The organism is Rubrivivax gelatinosus (genome assembly GCF_016583785.1).
Lineage (GTDB): Bacteria > Pseudomonadota > Gammaproteobacteria > Burkholderiales > Burkholderiaceae_C > Rubrivivax > Rubrivivax gelatinosus_B.
Genome location: NZ_NRRU01000011.1, coordinates 1 through 15,388 on the forward strand (window position 1 = coordinate 1; position 15,388 = coordinate 15,388).

A 15,388-nucleotide genomic window follows, 5' to 3' on the forward strand; every position below is an offset into this window, starting at 1 on the left:
ATCTTGAAGACCTCGAGCCGCTGGAAGCTGAGCAGGGCGTAGAAACCCAGCAGCGCGAACGCGCCGACGCCGACACCGATCCAGTAGCTGCGTGGAGCCGGCCGGCGCTCGGCCGCCGACGGTCTGGCCGAGCCAGGCCAGGCGCGCGGCCCGGCAGCCGAGGCGGTGGCGGCCGAGCGCCGGCCGGCTCCACGCAGCTACTGGATCGGTGTCGGCGTCGGCGCGTTCGCGCTGCTGGGTTTCTACGCCCTGCTCAGCTTCCAGCGGCTCGAGGTCTTCAAGATGCTGCTGAGCTCGTTCTTCCCGCTGATGGTGCTGATCATGGCGGTGCTGGGCTCCATCGTCTTCGGCCTGGCGACACCGACCGAAGCCGCCGCGGTGGGAGCGCTCGGTGGCCTGCTGCTGGCAGCGGCCTACCGCCAGCTGACCTTCAACGTCGTCAAGGAGAGCGTGTTCCTGACGGCCAAGACCAGCGCGATGGTCTGCTGGCTGTTCGTCGGCTCGGCGATCTTTTCCTCGGCCTTCGCCCTGCTGGGCGGGCAGGAACTGGTCGAGAACTGGGTGCTGTCGATGAACCTGACGAAGACCGAGTTCCTGCTGCTGTCGCAGGTGATCATCTTCATCCTCGGCTGGCCGCTGGAGTGGACCGAGATCATCGTGATCTTCATGCCCATCTTCGTGCCGCTGCTGGACAACTTCGGCGTCGACCCGCTGTTCTTCGGCCTGCTGGTCGCACTCAACCTGCAGACGGCCTTCCTGTCACCGCCGGTGGCGATGGCCGCCTTCTACCTGAAGGGCGTGAGCCCGCCGCACGTGACGCTGAACCAGATCTTCGCCGGCATGCTGCCGTTCATGGCGATCCAGGTGCTGGCGATCGTGCTGCTCTACAACTTCCCGGCGATCGGGCTGTGGCTGCCGCAGGTGCTGTACCGCTGAGGCAGGAGGCGGGGCCCGCGAGCCCCGCCCCGTCTCAGTCGGCGAGCGAGCGTGCGAACGCGAACACCGAGTTCGGCGCGCGCGTCGTCAGCGCACGCGGCGCCGGACGCGGCATCGCCAGCGCACGACGGCGCGGCGCGACCTCGATGTCCACGCCCTTGGCACGCTGTTCCTCGAGCAGCGACTCGAGCGTGATGCCCGACATGTGCTGCATCATGACCGCGTCCAGTTCGGTCCACAGCGCCTGGCCGGGCGTGGCCTCCGTGGCCGCCGGCGGACGGTCCTCGACCGCCGAGACGATGTCGGCGATCGTGATCGCGTCGGCGCGCCGGCCGAGCGTGTAGCCGCCGCCAGGGCCGCGGGTGCTCTCGACGAGCCCCTGGCGCCGCATACGGGCGAAGACCTGTTCCATATAGGACAGCGACACCTGCAGGCGGCCGCAGATCGCGGCCAGCGCGACGGGGCCGGACTGCTGGCGAAGGCCAAGGTCGACGAGGGCGTTGACGGCGAATCGGGTCCGGGTGCTCATGCGCATGGCAGGTTTCCTTTCTTGGGTCCGATGGAGAATCTAGAGCCGCATTCACTTCGCGTAAATGCGATATTCGAAGAAGTTACGTTCGTAAAACTCGAAGCATGAACTTCAAGCACCTGCATTACTTCTGGGTTGCCGCCCGCGCGGGCGGCGTCGTGAAAGCGGGCGAACAGCTGCACACGACGCCGCAGACGCTGTCGGCGCAGATCAAGCTGCTGGAAGACCGCCTGGGACGCCGTTTGTTCCGCAAAAGCGGCCGGCGGCTCGAATTGACCGAGGACGGACACGTCGCGCTGGGTTACGCCGACGAGATATTCGCCCTCGGCAACGCGCTCGAAGCGGCGCTGCGCGAGACGCGCGACGGCCAGAAGGTGCTGGACTTCCGGGTCGGCATCGCCGACTCGGTGCCGAAGTCCGTCGCCTGCCACCTGCTGGAGCCGGCGCTGGCGCTGCCCGACCGGGTGCGCATGGTCTGCCACGAAGGCAAACATGCGGAACTGCTGGCGCAGTTGGCGCTGCACAGGCTGGATCTGGTGATCGCCGACGAGCCGCTGTCCAGCCGCATCAGCATCAAGGCCTTCAATCACGCGCTGGGCACCAGCCCGACGAGTTTCGTCGCCGCGCCCGGGATGGCGCTCGAAGGCGAGTTCCCGCGGTGCCTGGACGGCGTGCCGATGCTGGTGCCGGGCGCGGCCTCGCCGCTGCGGCAATTGCTCGAGGCCTGGCTGACGCGCCACGGCGTCGCGCCGCGCGTCGTCGGCGAGTTCGACGACGGAGCGCTGACACGGGCCTTCGGGCGCGCGGGCCGCGGCGTCTTCCTGTGGCCGACCGTGCTCGAAGCCGAACTGGTGGCGCAGGACGGCGTGCGCGTGCTCGGCCGCAGCGACGAGATCGTCGCCGAGTTCTACGCGATCTCGGTCGAACGCCGGCTCACCCACCCTTGTGTGGTCGCGATCACGCAGGCGGCACGGCGTGAGCTTTTCGGGGCCTGAACCACCAAGCGAGCACCCACCAACACCGCGCAGCCCGGCATCCGTACCGGCAAGCGGGGTGGCGGGAATGGGGTGTTGGTGGTCTGGCATCGGCGGTTGAAGAAGATCCACGGCAAGCATCTCTCCTACAGAAGGCCCCCACGGGGTAAAAGTTCCCCTTCGTCTTGTCGGACATCGCCGCATCCTGTCGGCCGCACCCGCAGCGTGTCGCCCCGCCCTGGCCCCGTTTCGGTGCCTGCGTACAGTGACGCCATCGTCGATGCAACCCCGCATCCCACCATGAATCCCGCCACCCGCAGCACCCCCAACTTCGACTGGCCCCGGTTGAGGGAAGGCACCATCCGCACCTTCCACGCCTACGCCAACTGGCTGGTCGGCATCAGCTGGAAGCGTTTCATCGTCCTGTCCATCCTGCTGCTGGTGGCCGCGTCCATCCTCGAGGAGATGCCGCCGTTCCGCTGGACCGTGACCGAGACGATCGAAAACGACCGCCCGACGCGCAGCACGCGCAAGCCGGTGCAGCCGCCGACCCCGCCGGCGCCGCCGGTGGAGACCGTGCCCCAGCCGCCGACGGCCTCGGGCGGCAAGGCCGGCGGCGCGGTCGACATCCGCATCGACGAACACGGCATCCGCATCACGCCCAAGGACCTGGAGCCCGCCGGGCAGGCGGCTTCGGCCGCGGCCTCGGCGGCGCAGGCGGCTTCGGCCGCGGCATCGGTCGCCGCCGACGGCATCACGATCTCGGTTCCGGCCAACGTCGACCGCGAAGCGATACGCGAAGCCATCAACGATGCGCGCGACGCGATCCGCGAAGCGATAGAGGACCAGAAGCAGGCCGCGCGCGACGCTGCCGACGCGGCGCGCGAAGCCGCCGACGCCGCCCGCGAGGCCGCCGCCGAAGACGAGGAGATCGTCATCGACAGCGGCGGCCGCCGCATACGGCGCATCCATTGGGGCGACTTCCTGAGCGACCTGGCGCTGCTGTGGATCATGGGCTCGGCGCTGATCAAGGGGACCTACAAGGGCCGCATCCAGGCCGAGGCCAAGGCCGCGCAGGCGACCGAGACCGCCGAGGCCGAGGCGCTGCGCCGCCAGGTCGTCGAGGCGCGCATGGCGGCGATGCAGGCCCAGGTCGAGCCGCACTTCCTGTTCAACACGCTGGCGTCCATCGACCACCTGATCGAGACCGACCCGCCGCGCGCCAGCCAGATGCAGAAGAACCTGATCGCGCTGCTGCGCGCCAGCATGCCGACGATGCGCGAGACCGGCGACGGCGGCGTGCGCGAACTCGGGCGCGAGGTCGGCGTGATCCGCCCCTACCTCGAGATCCTGAAGGTACGCATGGAGGAGCGGCTGACGACGGTGCTCGACGTGCCCGACGGCCTGCTGTCGGCCGAGTTCCCGCCGATGATGATCCAGACCCTGGTCGAGAACGCGATCAAACACGGCCTCGAGCCCAAGGCCGAAGGCGGCACGCTGACGGTGCGCGCCCAGGTCGTGCACGGCAAGCTGCAGGTGACGGTGGCCGACACCGGGCTGGGCTTCGGCAAGGCGGCGACCGCCGGCACCGGCGTCGGCCTGGCCAACGTGCGCGAGCGCCTGCAGCTGCTCTACGGCAACAAGGGCACGCTGACGGTGAGCGAGAACCAGCCCAGCGGCACGGTCGTCACGATCACGGTACCGTACCGTCCGGTCGAAGGTGCCGGCGCCAGCGCCGCGGCCTGAAACGTCCCTCACCCAGCACAACACGATGAACACGAACGCCCCCGCCCCCGTGCGCGCCGTCATCGCCGACGACGAGCGCCTGATGCGCGAGCAGCTGCGCGCGCGCCTGGCCGAGGTCTGGCCCGAGCTCGAAGTCGTCGCCGAGGCCCGCAACGGCCTCGAGGCGGTCGAGCTCGTCGAGCAGCACCGGCCGGACGTCGTCTTCCTCGACATCCGCATGCCGGGGCTGACCGGCGTCGACGCGGCACGCCGCATCGCCCAGCTCGCGCCGGCCGAAGGCGGCGACGAAGACGAGCTGCTGCCCGAGATCGTCTTCATCACCGCTTACGACCAGTACGCGGTCGAGGCCTTCGAGCAGGGCGTCGTCGACTACGTGCTCAAACCCGCCGAACGCGAGCGCCTGCAGCTGACCGTCGAGCGCCTGCGCCGGCGGCTGGCGGCACGGCGCGGCGAAGGCGAGGAGGCGCCGGCGGCAGCGAACATGCAGCAGTTGCTGCACAAGCTGGCGGCGCAGCTCAACCCCGCAGCCGCGCCGCGTTACCTGGAGTGGATCCAGGCCGGCGTCGGCAGCGCGATCCAGATGATCCCGGTGCAGGAGGTGCTGTTCTTCGTCAGCGACGAGAAGTACACCCGGGTGCAGACGGCGCAGGTCGAGGCGCTGATCCGAAAGCCCATCAAGGAACTGGTCGACGAGCTCGACCCGCGCCAGTTCTGGCAGATCCACCGCAGCACGCTGGTCAACGTGAACACGATCTCGGGCGTCACGCGCGACTTCCGCGGCCGCCAGATCGTCAGCGTGCGCGGCAGCCCGCAGAAACTGGAAGTCAGCCGCAGCTACGCCGGCCTGTTCAAGGGCATGTGACGGTGACGCCGCGCCGGGCGGTGCTCGGGGTCGCCGGCGTGGCCGCGCTGGCGGTCGGCGCCGGCGAGCTGATGCGGCGCTTCGGCCCGGCCGGGCCCTCGCCGCTCGTCGACGAGCCCGCGCCGCCGCTGGCCGGGCCGCGGCTGGACGATCCGGCGCTCGCCTGGTCGTCGTTGTCCCTCGCCGGCCGGCCCTGGCTGCTGAACTTCTGGGCCTCGTGGTGCGCACCCTGCCGCGACGAGCACCCGTTGCTCGTCGCCCTGGCGGCCGAGCGCCGGCTGAGCCTGGTGGGCGTCGCGCACCAGGACCGCCGCGAGGCCGCCCGCGGCTGGCTGGCGCGCCAGGGCAACCCGTACCAGGTCGTGCTGGAAGACGCCGACGGCGCGCTGGCCGCGCCCTGGCGGCTGCCGGGCGTGCCGGCCACCTTCGTCGTCGACGCCGCCGGCCGCGTGCGCCTGCGCCGTATCGGCGCGCTGCGCGCGGCCGACCTCGACACCTGGCTCAGGCCGTTGCTGAAGGAACTGGGCGCCTAGTCCGCGCTCGGTGCCGGCGCCGAAGCCTTGGCGGCCAGCGCGGCGCGCAGCTTGGCCAGGCGCTCGCGCGGGTCCTCGCGGCCCGTGGATTCGTTCAGCTTCATCTCGGTGATGAAGCGGCTGGGCACCGCGGCGACCAGCTCGCGCCCCTTCTTGCGCCGGCGCAGCGTGCTGACGACCAGCGTGCGCCGCGCGCGCGTGATGCCGACGTACATCAGCCGCCGCTCCTCTTCCAGGCGCTCGGGCGTCATCTCCTCCTCGCCGGCGCGGAAGGGCAGCAGGCCTTCGTTGACGCCGGCGAGCACGACGTGCGGCCACTCCAGGCCCTTGGACGCGTGCAGCGTCGACAGCGTGACCACGTCCTGGTCTTCGCTGCGTTCGGCCAGGCTCATGATGACGGCGATGGTCTGCGCCACCTCCAGCACCGTCTGCTCGGGCCGGTCCTCGTCGCCGCCGGCGCGGCGCGCGATCCAGTCGACGAAGTCGAGCACGTTGCTCCAGCGCGAGGCGGCGAGCTTCTCGCTCTCCTCGCCGTCGTACAGGTGCTGCTCGTAGCCGATGTCCTTCAGGAAACCGAGCATCAGCGCCTTCGCGTCCTCGGCACCACGCGCGTGTTTGGCGCGTTCCTCGAGGTCGTTCACGTAGCGGCCGAATTCGTGCAGCGAGTCGATCGCCTTGCCCTTGAGCGAAGTCGCCAGCGTCGGCGAGAACAGCGCCTCGAACAGGCTGGTCTTCCACTTGCCGGCGAACTCGCCCAGCGAGGCCAGCGTCTGGTGGCCGATGCCGCGTTTGGGCGTCGTCACCGCGCGCAGGAAGGCAGGGTCGTCGTCGGGGTTCACCAGCAGCCGCAGCCAGCCGCACAGGTCCTTGATCTCGGCGCGGTCGAAATAACTCTGGCCGCCGGAGACCTTGTACGGGATCTGCGCCTGGCGCAGCTTCTTCTCGAAGACACGCGCCAGGTGGTTGGCGCGGTAGAGGATGGCGAAATCGGACCAGGCGACGCGCGCGTCGTCGCCGCGCATCGCCTGGATGCGCGCGACCGCACGTTCGGCCTCGTGCTCCTCGCTGTCGCACTCCAGCAGGCGCACCGGCTCGCCGTCGCCGAACTCGCTCCAGAGCTTCTTCTCGTAGATCTTGGGGTTCTGGGCGATGACGTTGTTGGCCGCGCGCAGGATGTTGCCGGTGGAGCGGTAGTTCTGCTCCAGCGGGATGACCTTGAGCCGCGGGAAGTCCTGCGGCAGGCGCTTCAGGTTCTCGATCGTCGCGCCGCGCCAGCCGTAGATGCTCTGGTCGTCGTCGCCCACCGCGGTGAACGGGGTGTGTTCGCCGACCAGCGCCTTCAGCAGGTCGTACTGCACCGCGTTCGTGTCCTGGTACTCGTCGACCAGGATGTGGCGGAAGGTGCCCTGCCACTTCTCGCGCGCCTCGGCGTCGCGCGCCAGCAGTTTGAGCGGCAGCGAGATCAGGTCGTCGAAGTCGACCGCCTGGAAGGCGGCCAGACGCTCCTCGTAGCGCTTCATCACGACGGCGGCGATGCGCTCGTCGTCGTCGGCCGCGGCCAGCGCGGCGGCGTCGCTGTCCAGGCCCTGGTTCTTCCAGAGGCTGATCGTCCACTGCCAGCGGCGGGCGATGGCGTTGTCGTTGCAGCCGCCGGCCTCGCGCAGCACGCCCAGCACGTCGTCGCTGTCGAAGATCGAGAACTGCTCCTTGAGCCCCAGGCGCGAGCCGTCGGTCTTCAACAGGCGCACGCCCAGCGAGTGGAAGGTGCTGATCGCCAGCTCCTTGGCGGCGCGGCCGCCGACCAGCTGCTTGGCGCGCTCACGCATCTCGGCGGCGGCCTTGTTCGTGAACGTGATCGCCGCGATCTGGCGCGGCTCCAGCCCGGCCTGCAGCAGGCGCGCGATCTTGTGCACGATGACGCGCGTCTTGCCCGAGCCGGCGCCGGCCAGCACCAGGCAGGGCCCTTCCAGGTGGTGGACGGCGGCCAGCTGGGCAGGGTTGAGCGTCGCGGGGGCTTCGGCCATGGAGGGTTCGTCGGGAGGGGCGCGGATCATAGGCCCAAGCGCCCCGCCACGTGGCCCGGGTGCCCGGGTGCCCCCGGGCCGCGGCTCACTCGACGACGAAGACCACCGCGCTGCGTGCCGGCAGCGTGAAGCGGCCGTTGGTGTTGTCGCTGGCCGCCGTCGCGGCGCGGGTGTCGGCGGCATCGGCGGCCCGGTGCACCGGGTGCAGCACCCAGGACTTGCCGGCGTCCTCGGGAATGGTCAGCGTGCGCGCTTCGTCGTCGACGTTGACGAAGTACAGCAGCTCGGCGAAACGCGCGCCGGCATAGCCGCTGCCGTCGAGGTGGCCGACCAGCACCGTCGGCAGCTGCGACGCGCCGGTGTTGCGGAACACCAGCCGCGCCTTGACGTCGGCGGCGCTGCGCAGCCGGAACAAGGTCGAGCTGGCGCGGATGCGCAGCAGGTCGCGGAAGGCGTCGCGTGTCCAGGCGATCTGCGCCGGCGGCGGCAGCAAGTCGGTGTCGGCGAGCAGCGGCCGCATCAGGTCCCAGTTGACGCCGTTGTCGCCTTCGGGCGGCAGACCGACGCCGAAGTTGTTGCTCGCATAACTCCAGTCCAACTTGTTGAACCAGTCGCCCGAGTCGAAGCTGTTGCGGTCCAGCGACTTGCTGCGCAGCGTGTCGATGCCGGCGTGGAAGTAGGCGATGCCCTGGCTGAAGACGTTGACCGCAGCGGCCAGCATCTGCACCCGGGCGCGGTCTTCGGCGCTGGTGGCCAGCGGCAGCTTGTAGACGTCGACGTCGAACAGCGTCTGGTTGTCGTGGTTCTCCACGTAGTTGACGACTTCGCCCGGCTGGCTGACGTAACCCGCCGGCTGGCCGTTGTAGTCGATCGCCTGCAGCTCGCGCAGGTCGCCGCTGTAGGTGCGCAGCGTGTAGTCGCGGATCGAGCCCGCGAGCCCGACCCGCACCAGGTCGGCGGCACGCAGCAGGTCGGTCGAGGTCTTGGCACCACCGAGTGCGTTCGGGTCGTAATACAGGCCGTTGACGTAGCCCTGGTTCGCCACCAGCGCGTCGCCCGAGTCGAAGGGGCTGCCGCCGCGCACCGCGTCGCGCGCCCGGTCGCTGAAGGTCGCGATGCCCGAGCCGTTCAGCGACAGCTGCGAGGCCTGGACGAAACGGGCGCCATCGGCGACCTCACCGAAGTTCCAGCCTTCGCCGACCAGATCGACGTGGCGGCCGGTGGCGGCGTCGACCGCCGTCTGCAGCCGCTGCATCGTCGCGCGCGGCTGGTGGCCCATCAGGTCGAAGCGGAACGAGTCGATGCCGTACTGGGTCGCCCACAGCACGACCGAGTCGAGCATCAGCTTGCCCATCATCAGGTTTTCGGTCGCGGTGTTGGCGCAGCAGGTCGAGGTCTCGAGATCGCCGGCCGCGTTCAGGCGCTGGTAGTAGCCGGGCACGACGCGGTCGAGCACCGCCTTGTCGTTCTGGCCGGCGGCCGTCGTGTGGTTGTAGACGACGTCCATGCCGACGCGCAGCCCGGCCGCGTGCAGCGCCATCACCATCGAGCGGAACTCGCGCACACGCGCCGCGCCGTCCTGGGCGTCGCTGGCATAGCTGCCTTCGGGCGCGTTGAAGTGGAAGGGGTCGTAGCCCCAGTTGAAGCAGTCTTCGGCCTTGACCGCGCCGACGGCGGCCTGCTGCGCGCTGCTGTCGGGCGCGCCGGAGATGCTGGGCGTCACGCAGCCGGTCTCGGGCACGGTGGCGATGTCGAACACCGGCAGCAGGTGCACGTCGGTCAGCCCGGCGCCGGCCAGCGCCGACAGGTGGCGCATGCCGTTGGAGCCGGTGTCGGTGAAGGCCAGGTACTTGCCGCGGTGCGCCTCGGGCACGGTGGCGTCGTTGGCCGAGAAGTCGCGCAGGTGCAATTCATAGATCGACATGTCGGGCGCGGCAGCCAGCGCGGCCGGGCGCGTGTGGCCGTCCCAGCCGGCGGGTTTCAGCGCAGCGGCCGACAGGCTGGCGATGTAGCTGCGTCTGGAGTCGGCCGACAGGCTGACCGAATACGGGTCGGTGACGAGCTGGCGCACGACACCGACGCCACGCACGAAGACCTCGACGACCCAGCGGTAGTAGCGGCCCGACAGGTCGCCGCTGCGTTCGGCGCGCCAGACGCCGGTGGCGGCGTCGAAGCTGGCGTCCTCCAGCGCCACTGTCGGGCCGGTGGCGCTGTCGTAGATCGCGACCGAGACCTTCTGCGCCGTCGGCGCCCAGAGCTTGAAGACGCTGCGCTCGGCGCTCGGCGTCACGCCCAGGTCGCCGGCATCGGCGGCCGCCGCGTACAGGTCGTCGAGCGCGCCGGGCAGCTGCGCCGTCGTCGCGTTGCGCACCTCGCCGTCGGCCGTCTCCTGCACCAGCACCAGCTGGCGCTTGAGCAGCTCGCCGATGCGGGCCTGGTCGGCGCTGCGCACGGCCAGGCGCACGCCGGGGGCGACGAACTTGAAACGTTCGGCGACGGCGGCGTCGAGTTCGGCGGTCGACACCTCCAGCGTCAGCGCGCCGTCGGCGCCGCTCGCCTTGCCGCCGCGCGGCGCCTGGATCTGGCCGCGCGAGGCGTAATAGAGCTTGAAGACGCCGGTGGCGTCCCAGCGCGGCGCCTGGATCAGGGCGCGTGTCAGCCAGTAGGCGCGCGCGTCGCGCGTCGAGGCCTGGCGCAGGTCGGGCGGCGCGGTGTAGACGGTGGCGTCGCCTTCGACCAGCCAGACCTCGGCTACACCGGCGGTGGCCGCGAGCGTCGCATAGTTGACGGCGATGTTGGCGTCGCGGCCGTCCTTGTCGTCGGGCGAGCCGCCCGGCGGGCGGCCGTGGATGATGAACTCGAGCACGGTGCGTGCGGCGTCGTCTTTCGGGTTCAGCACGGGGGTGTCGAAAACGATCTCGCCGTCGCCGGCGGTATAGCCAGGCATCGCATCGAAGGCGACGGCGGCCTGCCAGTCGCTGATCGTCACGCCGGGCAGGCGCGAGACGTCCAGACCGCTGCCGCTCCACAGGTGCAGGCCCCAGTTCGTGTAGCCGCCGTCGTAGCGGCGGTAGTGCACGCGCACCGTGTCCAGGTCGGGCGCGCTGGCGCCGACGGGGTTGCGGGCGTAGTTCGTCGGGTCGCTGGCGAGCTTGTAGATCGCCGTGCCTTCGGCCAGCGACCAGTACTGCTGCTGGTCGCCGTTGGCGCCCGACCAGCCCGAGGGCTCACGCTCCGAGCCACCGCCCTTGACGATGATGAAGTTGAAGGCCGAGGCCGCGACCGGCACATCCCAGTAGCTGCCGGCGGTGTCGACGCCGTCGGGCGCGCGACCGGGCCAGCCGCCCAGCGCTTCGCCCGGCGCGTTGTAAACATACAGCGTCCAGCCGGCGTAGTTGGCGTCCGGGCGGCTGTAGTGCAGGCGCACCGTGACCGGCTCGCCGCCGGTGTCGGCAGGCACCGCCGCGAGCACTTGCTTGAGGTCGGTGGCGTCGCCCACCGACAGGTCCTGGTCACCGCCGCCGTCGCCGCCGCAACCCGGCACGATAGCCAGCATCACCGAGGTAATAGCGAGCAGCCACCAGCGCCGCAGCGCCTGCCACGATCCATTCATGTCTTGTCTCCTCTGACGGCCGGAGCCTCCGGCGGCAGACCGTCATCGCCGGGGGTGCCGATGCTATTGAGACGGCATGCGACGGTGACCCGAGCTAACCCGGTGTGCCGGCCATGTGAACCGGGGGTGTAGTGGGACTACAGTCGCAAGCGCTTCATCGTCCGCAATCGACCATGCACAGTTCAGCCCGCGCCGTCCGACTTCTCGCCATCGCCGCTGCGGCGGCTTCGTTGATCGCCTGCGGCGGGGGTGGAGGCGGCAGCGGCGCCGCGCTGCCCTCCGTCGACACCAGCAGCGTCGCCGCCGCCGACCCGGGCAGCGTGCTCGCCGAGGGCTGGCAGCGCCGCGGCATCGCCCAGATCTTCGTGCGCAGCTACCAGGACAGCGACGGCGACGGCAAGGGCGACCTGCAGGGCCTGATCTCGCGCCTGGACTACCTGAAGGCGCTGGGCGTCGGCGGCATCTGGCTGATGCCGATCACCGCCAGCCAGGACCAGGACCACGGCTACGCGGTGAAGGACTACCGCGCCGTCGAGAGCGACTACGGCAGCCTCGCCGACCTGGACGCGCTGGTTGCGGCGGCGCACGCACGCGGGCTGGGTGTCATCGTCGACTACGTGATGAACCACAGCGCCGCCGAGCACCCGGCCTTCCTGAACTCCCGCGCGGGTGCGTCCAACAACTTCCGCAGCTGGTACGTCTGGCAAAGCTCGCAACCCAGCGGTTGGAGCATCTACGGCAGCGACCCGTGGCGCGCCTACCGCAGCGACTGGTACTACGCGCCGTTCTGGGACCAGATGCCCGACTTCAACCTGACGAACGCCGCCGTCGTCGCCTGGCACCACGACAACCTGCGCTTCTGGCTGAACCGCGGCGTCGACGGCTTCCGTTTCGACGCCGTGGGCAACCTGGTCGAAAACGGCGCCTCGGCCTGGGAGAACCAGCCGCAGAACCATGTGCTGATGGCCGCGGTGCGCAGCCTCGTCGGCGGCTACGCCAAGCGCTACATGGTCTGCGAAGGCCCGAGCGACCCGGCCGGCTACGCCGCCAGCTGCGGCAGCGCCTTCGCCTTCGGCCACCAGAGCGATCTGATCGCCGCGGCGCAAGGCGACACGGCGGCGATCGCCGCCGTCGCCGCCTACCCGAGCACGGCGCCGGCCGGCGCGGCGAACTTCCTGTCCAACCACGACAGCTTCGCCGGCGAGCGGCCATACGACCAGCTCGCAGGCAACCTCGCCCAGTACAAGCTCGCCGCCGCGACCTACCTGCTGCAGCCCGGCATCCCGTTCGTCTACTACGGCGAGGAGATCGGCATGGCCGGGGCTTCGTCGCTGAGCGGCGACCCCAAGCTGCGCACGCCGATGAGCTGGACGGCCGCCGGCGGCTTCACGAGCGGCACGCCCTACCGCGCGAAGGCGGCCAACGTCGCGAGCTACAACGTCGCCGCCGAAGAGGCCGACGCCGACTCGCTGCTGGGTTTCTACAAGACGATGCTGGCGCTGCGTAGCGCGCGGCCGTCGATCTCGGCCGGCGACTACCTGCAGCCGGCGGCCAGCGGCACGCTGCTGAGCTTCCAGCGCACGCAGGGCAGCGAGCGCACGCTGGTGGTGCTGAACTACGGCAGCACCAGCGCGACCGCCACCGTCACCGGCTTGCCGGCGAGTGCGACGCTCGCCAGCCTGTACCCGAGCGGCAGCAGCGGCACGACGGCCAGCGCCGCCGGCCAGGCCTCGATCACGATGGCCGCACGCTCGGTGCGCGTCTTCGACCTGCGCTGAGCGGCAGCGATGGCGGCCGGCTCGCGCCGGCCGCGCCGGTCAGAGCTGCTGCAGCACCTCGTAGCGCTTCTGCCGGTATTCCTCGTCGGTGATCAGGCCGCTGTCGTGCAGGCGCTTCAGGGTGCGCAGGCGTTGCTCCTGCTCCTCGAAGAAGCCGGCATCTCGCGGGCGCTGCGGCGCCGGCGCCACCGCGGCCGGCGCCACCGGGGCCGCGGTGGCAGCCGGTGCTGCGGGCGCGCCGGCCTTGCCCGGTGCCGCCGGCACCGCAGCCGGCACGGCCGGAGCCGCCACCGCTGGCGGCGCGACCAGCACCGAGACCCAGTCGGAGCGCACGTTGCGGCCGTTCGGCGCGGCGATGCGAACGCCGGCGTCCACCGGCGCCGCACGGTGGCCGGGTTCGAACGCGATGCGGACGCCGGTGGCGCGGAACTGGCCTTCGAACTGGGCCCAGACCATGCCGGCGATCAGTTGCAGACCGTCGGCGCTGCGGAACACACGCCCGGTGGTCACGGTGCGCGGCACCAGCGGCCCGAAACCGCCGTGACGGCCGGTGACCGCGAACGCGACGTCCTGGCCAGGTTCGGCCTGCGCCAGCGCCTTCACCAGCGCCGGCACCAGCGTCTTCAGCTCGTCTTCGCTGAACAGTTCGTCGTCCTTGGCGGCGTTGCGCAGCGGCGACAGCGCCGCGCGCAGCTGCTCGCTCGAGACCACCGCCGGGTGCAGCGACGGTGCTGCACCGGGCTCGGCGCGCTCGATGCGCACGAAGTCGTGCGCGTCGGCGTAGACGGTCGAAACGACGCGGCCCGCGCTGCTGTCGGGCAGGAAACGTTCGGCGCGCCCGGTGGGCGATTGCGCGAACGCGATCGAGGCAGCGCAGGCCAGCACGGCCGCGCAGGACACCGGACGCCAGGCGCCGGACGGAAAGGCACGCATCGAAACCCTCCTCATGGCAGGACATGGCGGGCCGTTGCGCCGCAGCCGGCGGTCGCCAACAGGCCACCGTAGCTGCGGGCTCGGCCCAGCCGCCGTAACAATCCTACATCAGCAACAGCGACTGAACGCTAAGTGCTTGATTCACAACGATTGACATAGCCAACCAATAGAGTAAACCCGGTTTCATCGAGGTACGTCGATGTATATTCTCTACATCGGCATGCGCCTGGAGCGCAAGGGTCGTGGTGGTCGAGCCCGATCCGGGGCGCGATGGCGGAGGTGCGAACGGTGGCAGACGTCCGGTTGACGAACGTGAACAAGGCTTTCGGCGAAACGAAAGTGCTTCACGACATCAATCTGGAGATCCACGACGGCGAGTTCATGGTCTTCGTCGGCCCTTCGGGCTGCGGCAAGTCCACTCTGCTGCGTGTGATCGCCGGTCTCGAGGACATCACCTCGGGGCAGTTGCAGATCGGCGGGCGGGTCGTCAACGACGTGCCGCCGGCCGAACGCGGCATCGCGATGGTCTTCCAGTCCTACGCGCTGTACCCGCACATGACGCTGTACGACAACATGGCCTTCGGCTTGAAGTTGGCGAAGGTGCCGCAGGCCGAGATCGACCAGGCCGTGCACGGCGCGGCCAGGATCCTCAACATCGACCACCTGCTCGACCGCAAGCCCAAGGCGCTGTCGGGCGGGCAGCGCCAGCGCGTGGCGATCGGCCGCGCGATCGTGCGCAAGCCCGAGGTCTTCCTGTTCGACGAGCCGCTGTCCAACCTCGACGCCGCGCTGCGTGTGCGCATGCGCTACGAGTTCGCCAAGCTGCACGAGAGCCTGAAGACGACGATGGTCTACGTCACGCACGACCAGGTCGAGGCGATGACGCTGGCCAACCGCATCGTCGTGCTGTCCACCGGCAAGGTCGAGCAGGTCGGCGCGCCGCTCGAGCTCTACGAATATCCGGTGAACCTCTTCGTCGCCGGCTTCATCGGCTCGCCGAAGATGAACTTCATCGCCGGCGAGATCGTCGCGGCCGACGCCAGCGGCGCCAGCCTGCGCCTGGCCTCGGGCAGCGTGCTGCGCGCCGAGGTCGACGCCGCGGCCGCCAAACCCGGCGACAAGGTGACGCTGGGCATACGCCCCGAACACTTCGAGGTCGGACAGCGCGACAACGCGATCGAGGCCGAACTGACCTTCGTCGAGTCGCTGGGCAGCCAGACCCATGGGTACGTCAGCTGCCCCGGCGTCGAAGAGGCGCTGACCTGCGAGCTCGGCGGCGGCTCGACGGCGCTGGCCGGCGACCGCCTCAGCCTGGGCATCCCGCCCGCCCAGTGCCATCTCTTCGACGCCGAAGGCCGGGCCTTCCAGCGCCACTACCGATTGCCGCAGCGCGAAGCCGCCTGACGAGCGGACACCACGCGCGCTTTCGTTCCATACCGTCAAGACAACGACTGAGGAGA

The 15,388-nt window shown here is 70.2% G+C and carries 10 protein-coding genes and 1 pseudogene; 7 read left to right on the forward strand and 4 right to left on the reverse strand.

The features are described 5' to 3' along the window. Positions 1-114: 114 nt before the first annotated feature. Positions 115-936 (forward strand): annotated as a pseudogene (locus CKO43_RS04560) (TRAP transporter large permease subunit); the annotation flags it as partial. A gap of 34 nt (positions 937-970) precedes the next feature. Here CKO43_RS04560 and CKO43_RS04565 read toward each other — a convergent pair. Next, a complete protein-coding gene (locus CKO43_RS04565) occupies positions 971-1,471 on the reverse strand; it encodes an Rrf2 family transcriptional regulator (RefSeq protein ID WP_200230237.1) in 501 nt (166 codons plus the stop codon). A 98-nt stretch (positions 1,472-1,569) separates the two neighbouring features. On the opposite strand from CKO43_RS04565, the gene nhaR reads away from it, so the two are divergent. The 4 genes from nhaR to CKO43_RS04585 all read left to right on the forward strand — a co-directional run bounded on the left by nhaR (position 1,570) and on the right by CKO43_RS04585 (position 5,580). Continuing rightward, on the forward strand, positions 1,570-2,460 hold the full coding sequence (nhaR, locus tag CKO43_RS04570) for a transcriptional activator NhaR (RefSeq protein WP_200230236.1): 891 nt from the start codon (positions 1,570-1,572) through the stop codon (positions 2,458-2,460). A 279-nt stretch (positions 2,461-2,739) separates the two neighbouring features. Next, positions 2,740-4,185 carry a sensor histidine kinase gene (locus CKO43_RS04575; RefSeq protein WP_200377967.1) on the forward strand — a complete coding sequence of 482 codons (1,446 nt, stop codon included), beginning with the start codon at positions 2,740-2,742 and terminating at the stop codon, positions 4,183-4,185. A 25-nt stretch (positions 4,186-4,210) separates the two neighbouring features. Further along, the gene (locus CKO43_RS04580) at positions 4,211-5,047 is read left to right on the forward strand and encodes a LytR/AlgR family response regulator transcription factor (RefSeq protein WP_200230234.1); all 837 of its coding nucleotides are present in this window, start codon (positions 4,211-4,213) and stop codon (positions 5,045-5,047) included. A 2-nt stretch (positions 5,048-5,049) separates the two neighbouring features. Then, positions 5,050-5,580 carry a redoxin family protein gene (locus CKO43_RS04585; RefSeq protein WP_346014463.1) on the forward strand — a complete coding sequence of 177 codons (531 nt, stop codon included), beginning with the start codon at positions 5,050-5,052 and terminating at the stop codon, positions 5,578-5,580. Here CKO43_RS04585 and CKO43_RS04590 read toward each other — a convergent pair. Further along, the gene (locus CKO43_RS04590; RefSeq protein ID WP_200377968.1) at positions 5,577-7,604 is read right to left on the reverse strand and encodes an ATP-dependent helicase; all 2,028 of its coding nucleotides are present in this window, start codon (positions 7,602-7,604) and stop codon (positions 5,577-5,579) included. The two genes, CKO43_RS04585 and CKO43_RS04590, sit on opposite strands and share 4 nt — an antisense overlap. A gap of 85 nt (positions 7,605-7,689) precedes the next feature. Beyond that, positions 7,690-11,217, reverse strand: coding sequence for an alpha-1,6-glucosidase domain-containing protein (locus CKO43_RS04595; protein ID WP_200377969.1), 3,528 nt, complete (start codon positions 11,215-11,217; stop codon positions 7,690-7,692). A gap of 173 nt (positions 11,218-11,390) precedes the next feature. On the opposite strand from CKO43_RS04595, the gene CKO43_RS04600 reads away from it, so the two are divergent. Continuing rightward, entirely contained in the window at positions 11,391-12,995 is a 1,605-nt protein-coding gene (locus CKO43_RS04600; protein ID WP_200377970.1) for an alpha-amylase family glycosyl hydrolase, read from the forward strand. Positions 12,996-13,034: 39 nt separating this feature from the next. Here CKO43_RS04600 and CKO43_RS04605 read toward each other — a convergent pair whose 3' ends face one another. Further along, positions 13,035-13,928 carry an SHOCT domain-containing protein gene (locus CKO43_RS04605; RefSeq protein WP_200230225.1) on the reverse strand — a complete coding sequence of 298 codons (894 nt, stop codon included), beginning with the start codon at positions 13,926-13,928 and terminating at the stop codon, positions 13,035-13,037. A 288-nt stretch (positions 13,929-14,216) separates the two neighbouring features. Here CKO43_RS04605 and CKO43_RS04610 point away from each other — a divergent pair, with 288 nt between their 5' ends. Next, positions 14,217-15,332, forward strand: coding sequence for a sn-glycerol-3-phosphate ABC transporter ATP-binding protein UgpC (locus CKO43_RS04610; protein WP_200230223.1), 1,116 nt, complete (start codon positions 14,217-14,219; stop codon positions 15,330-15,332). The last annotated feature ends 56 nt before the right edge of the window (positions 15,333-15,388 follow it).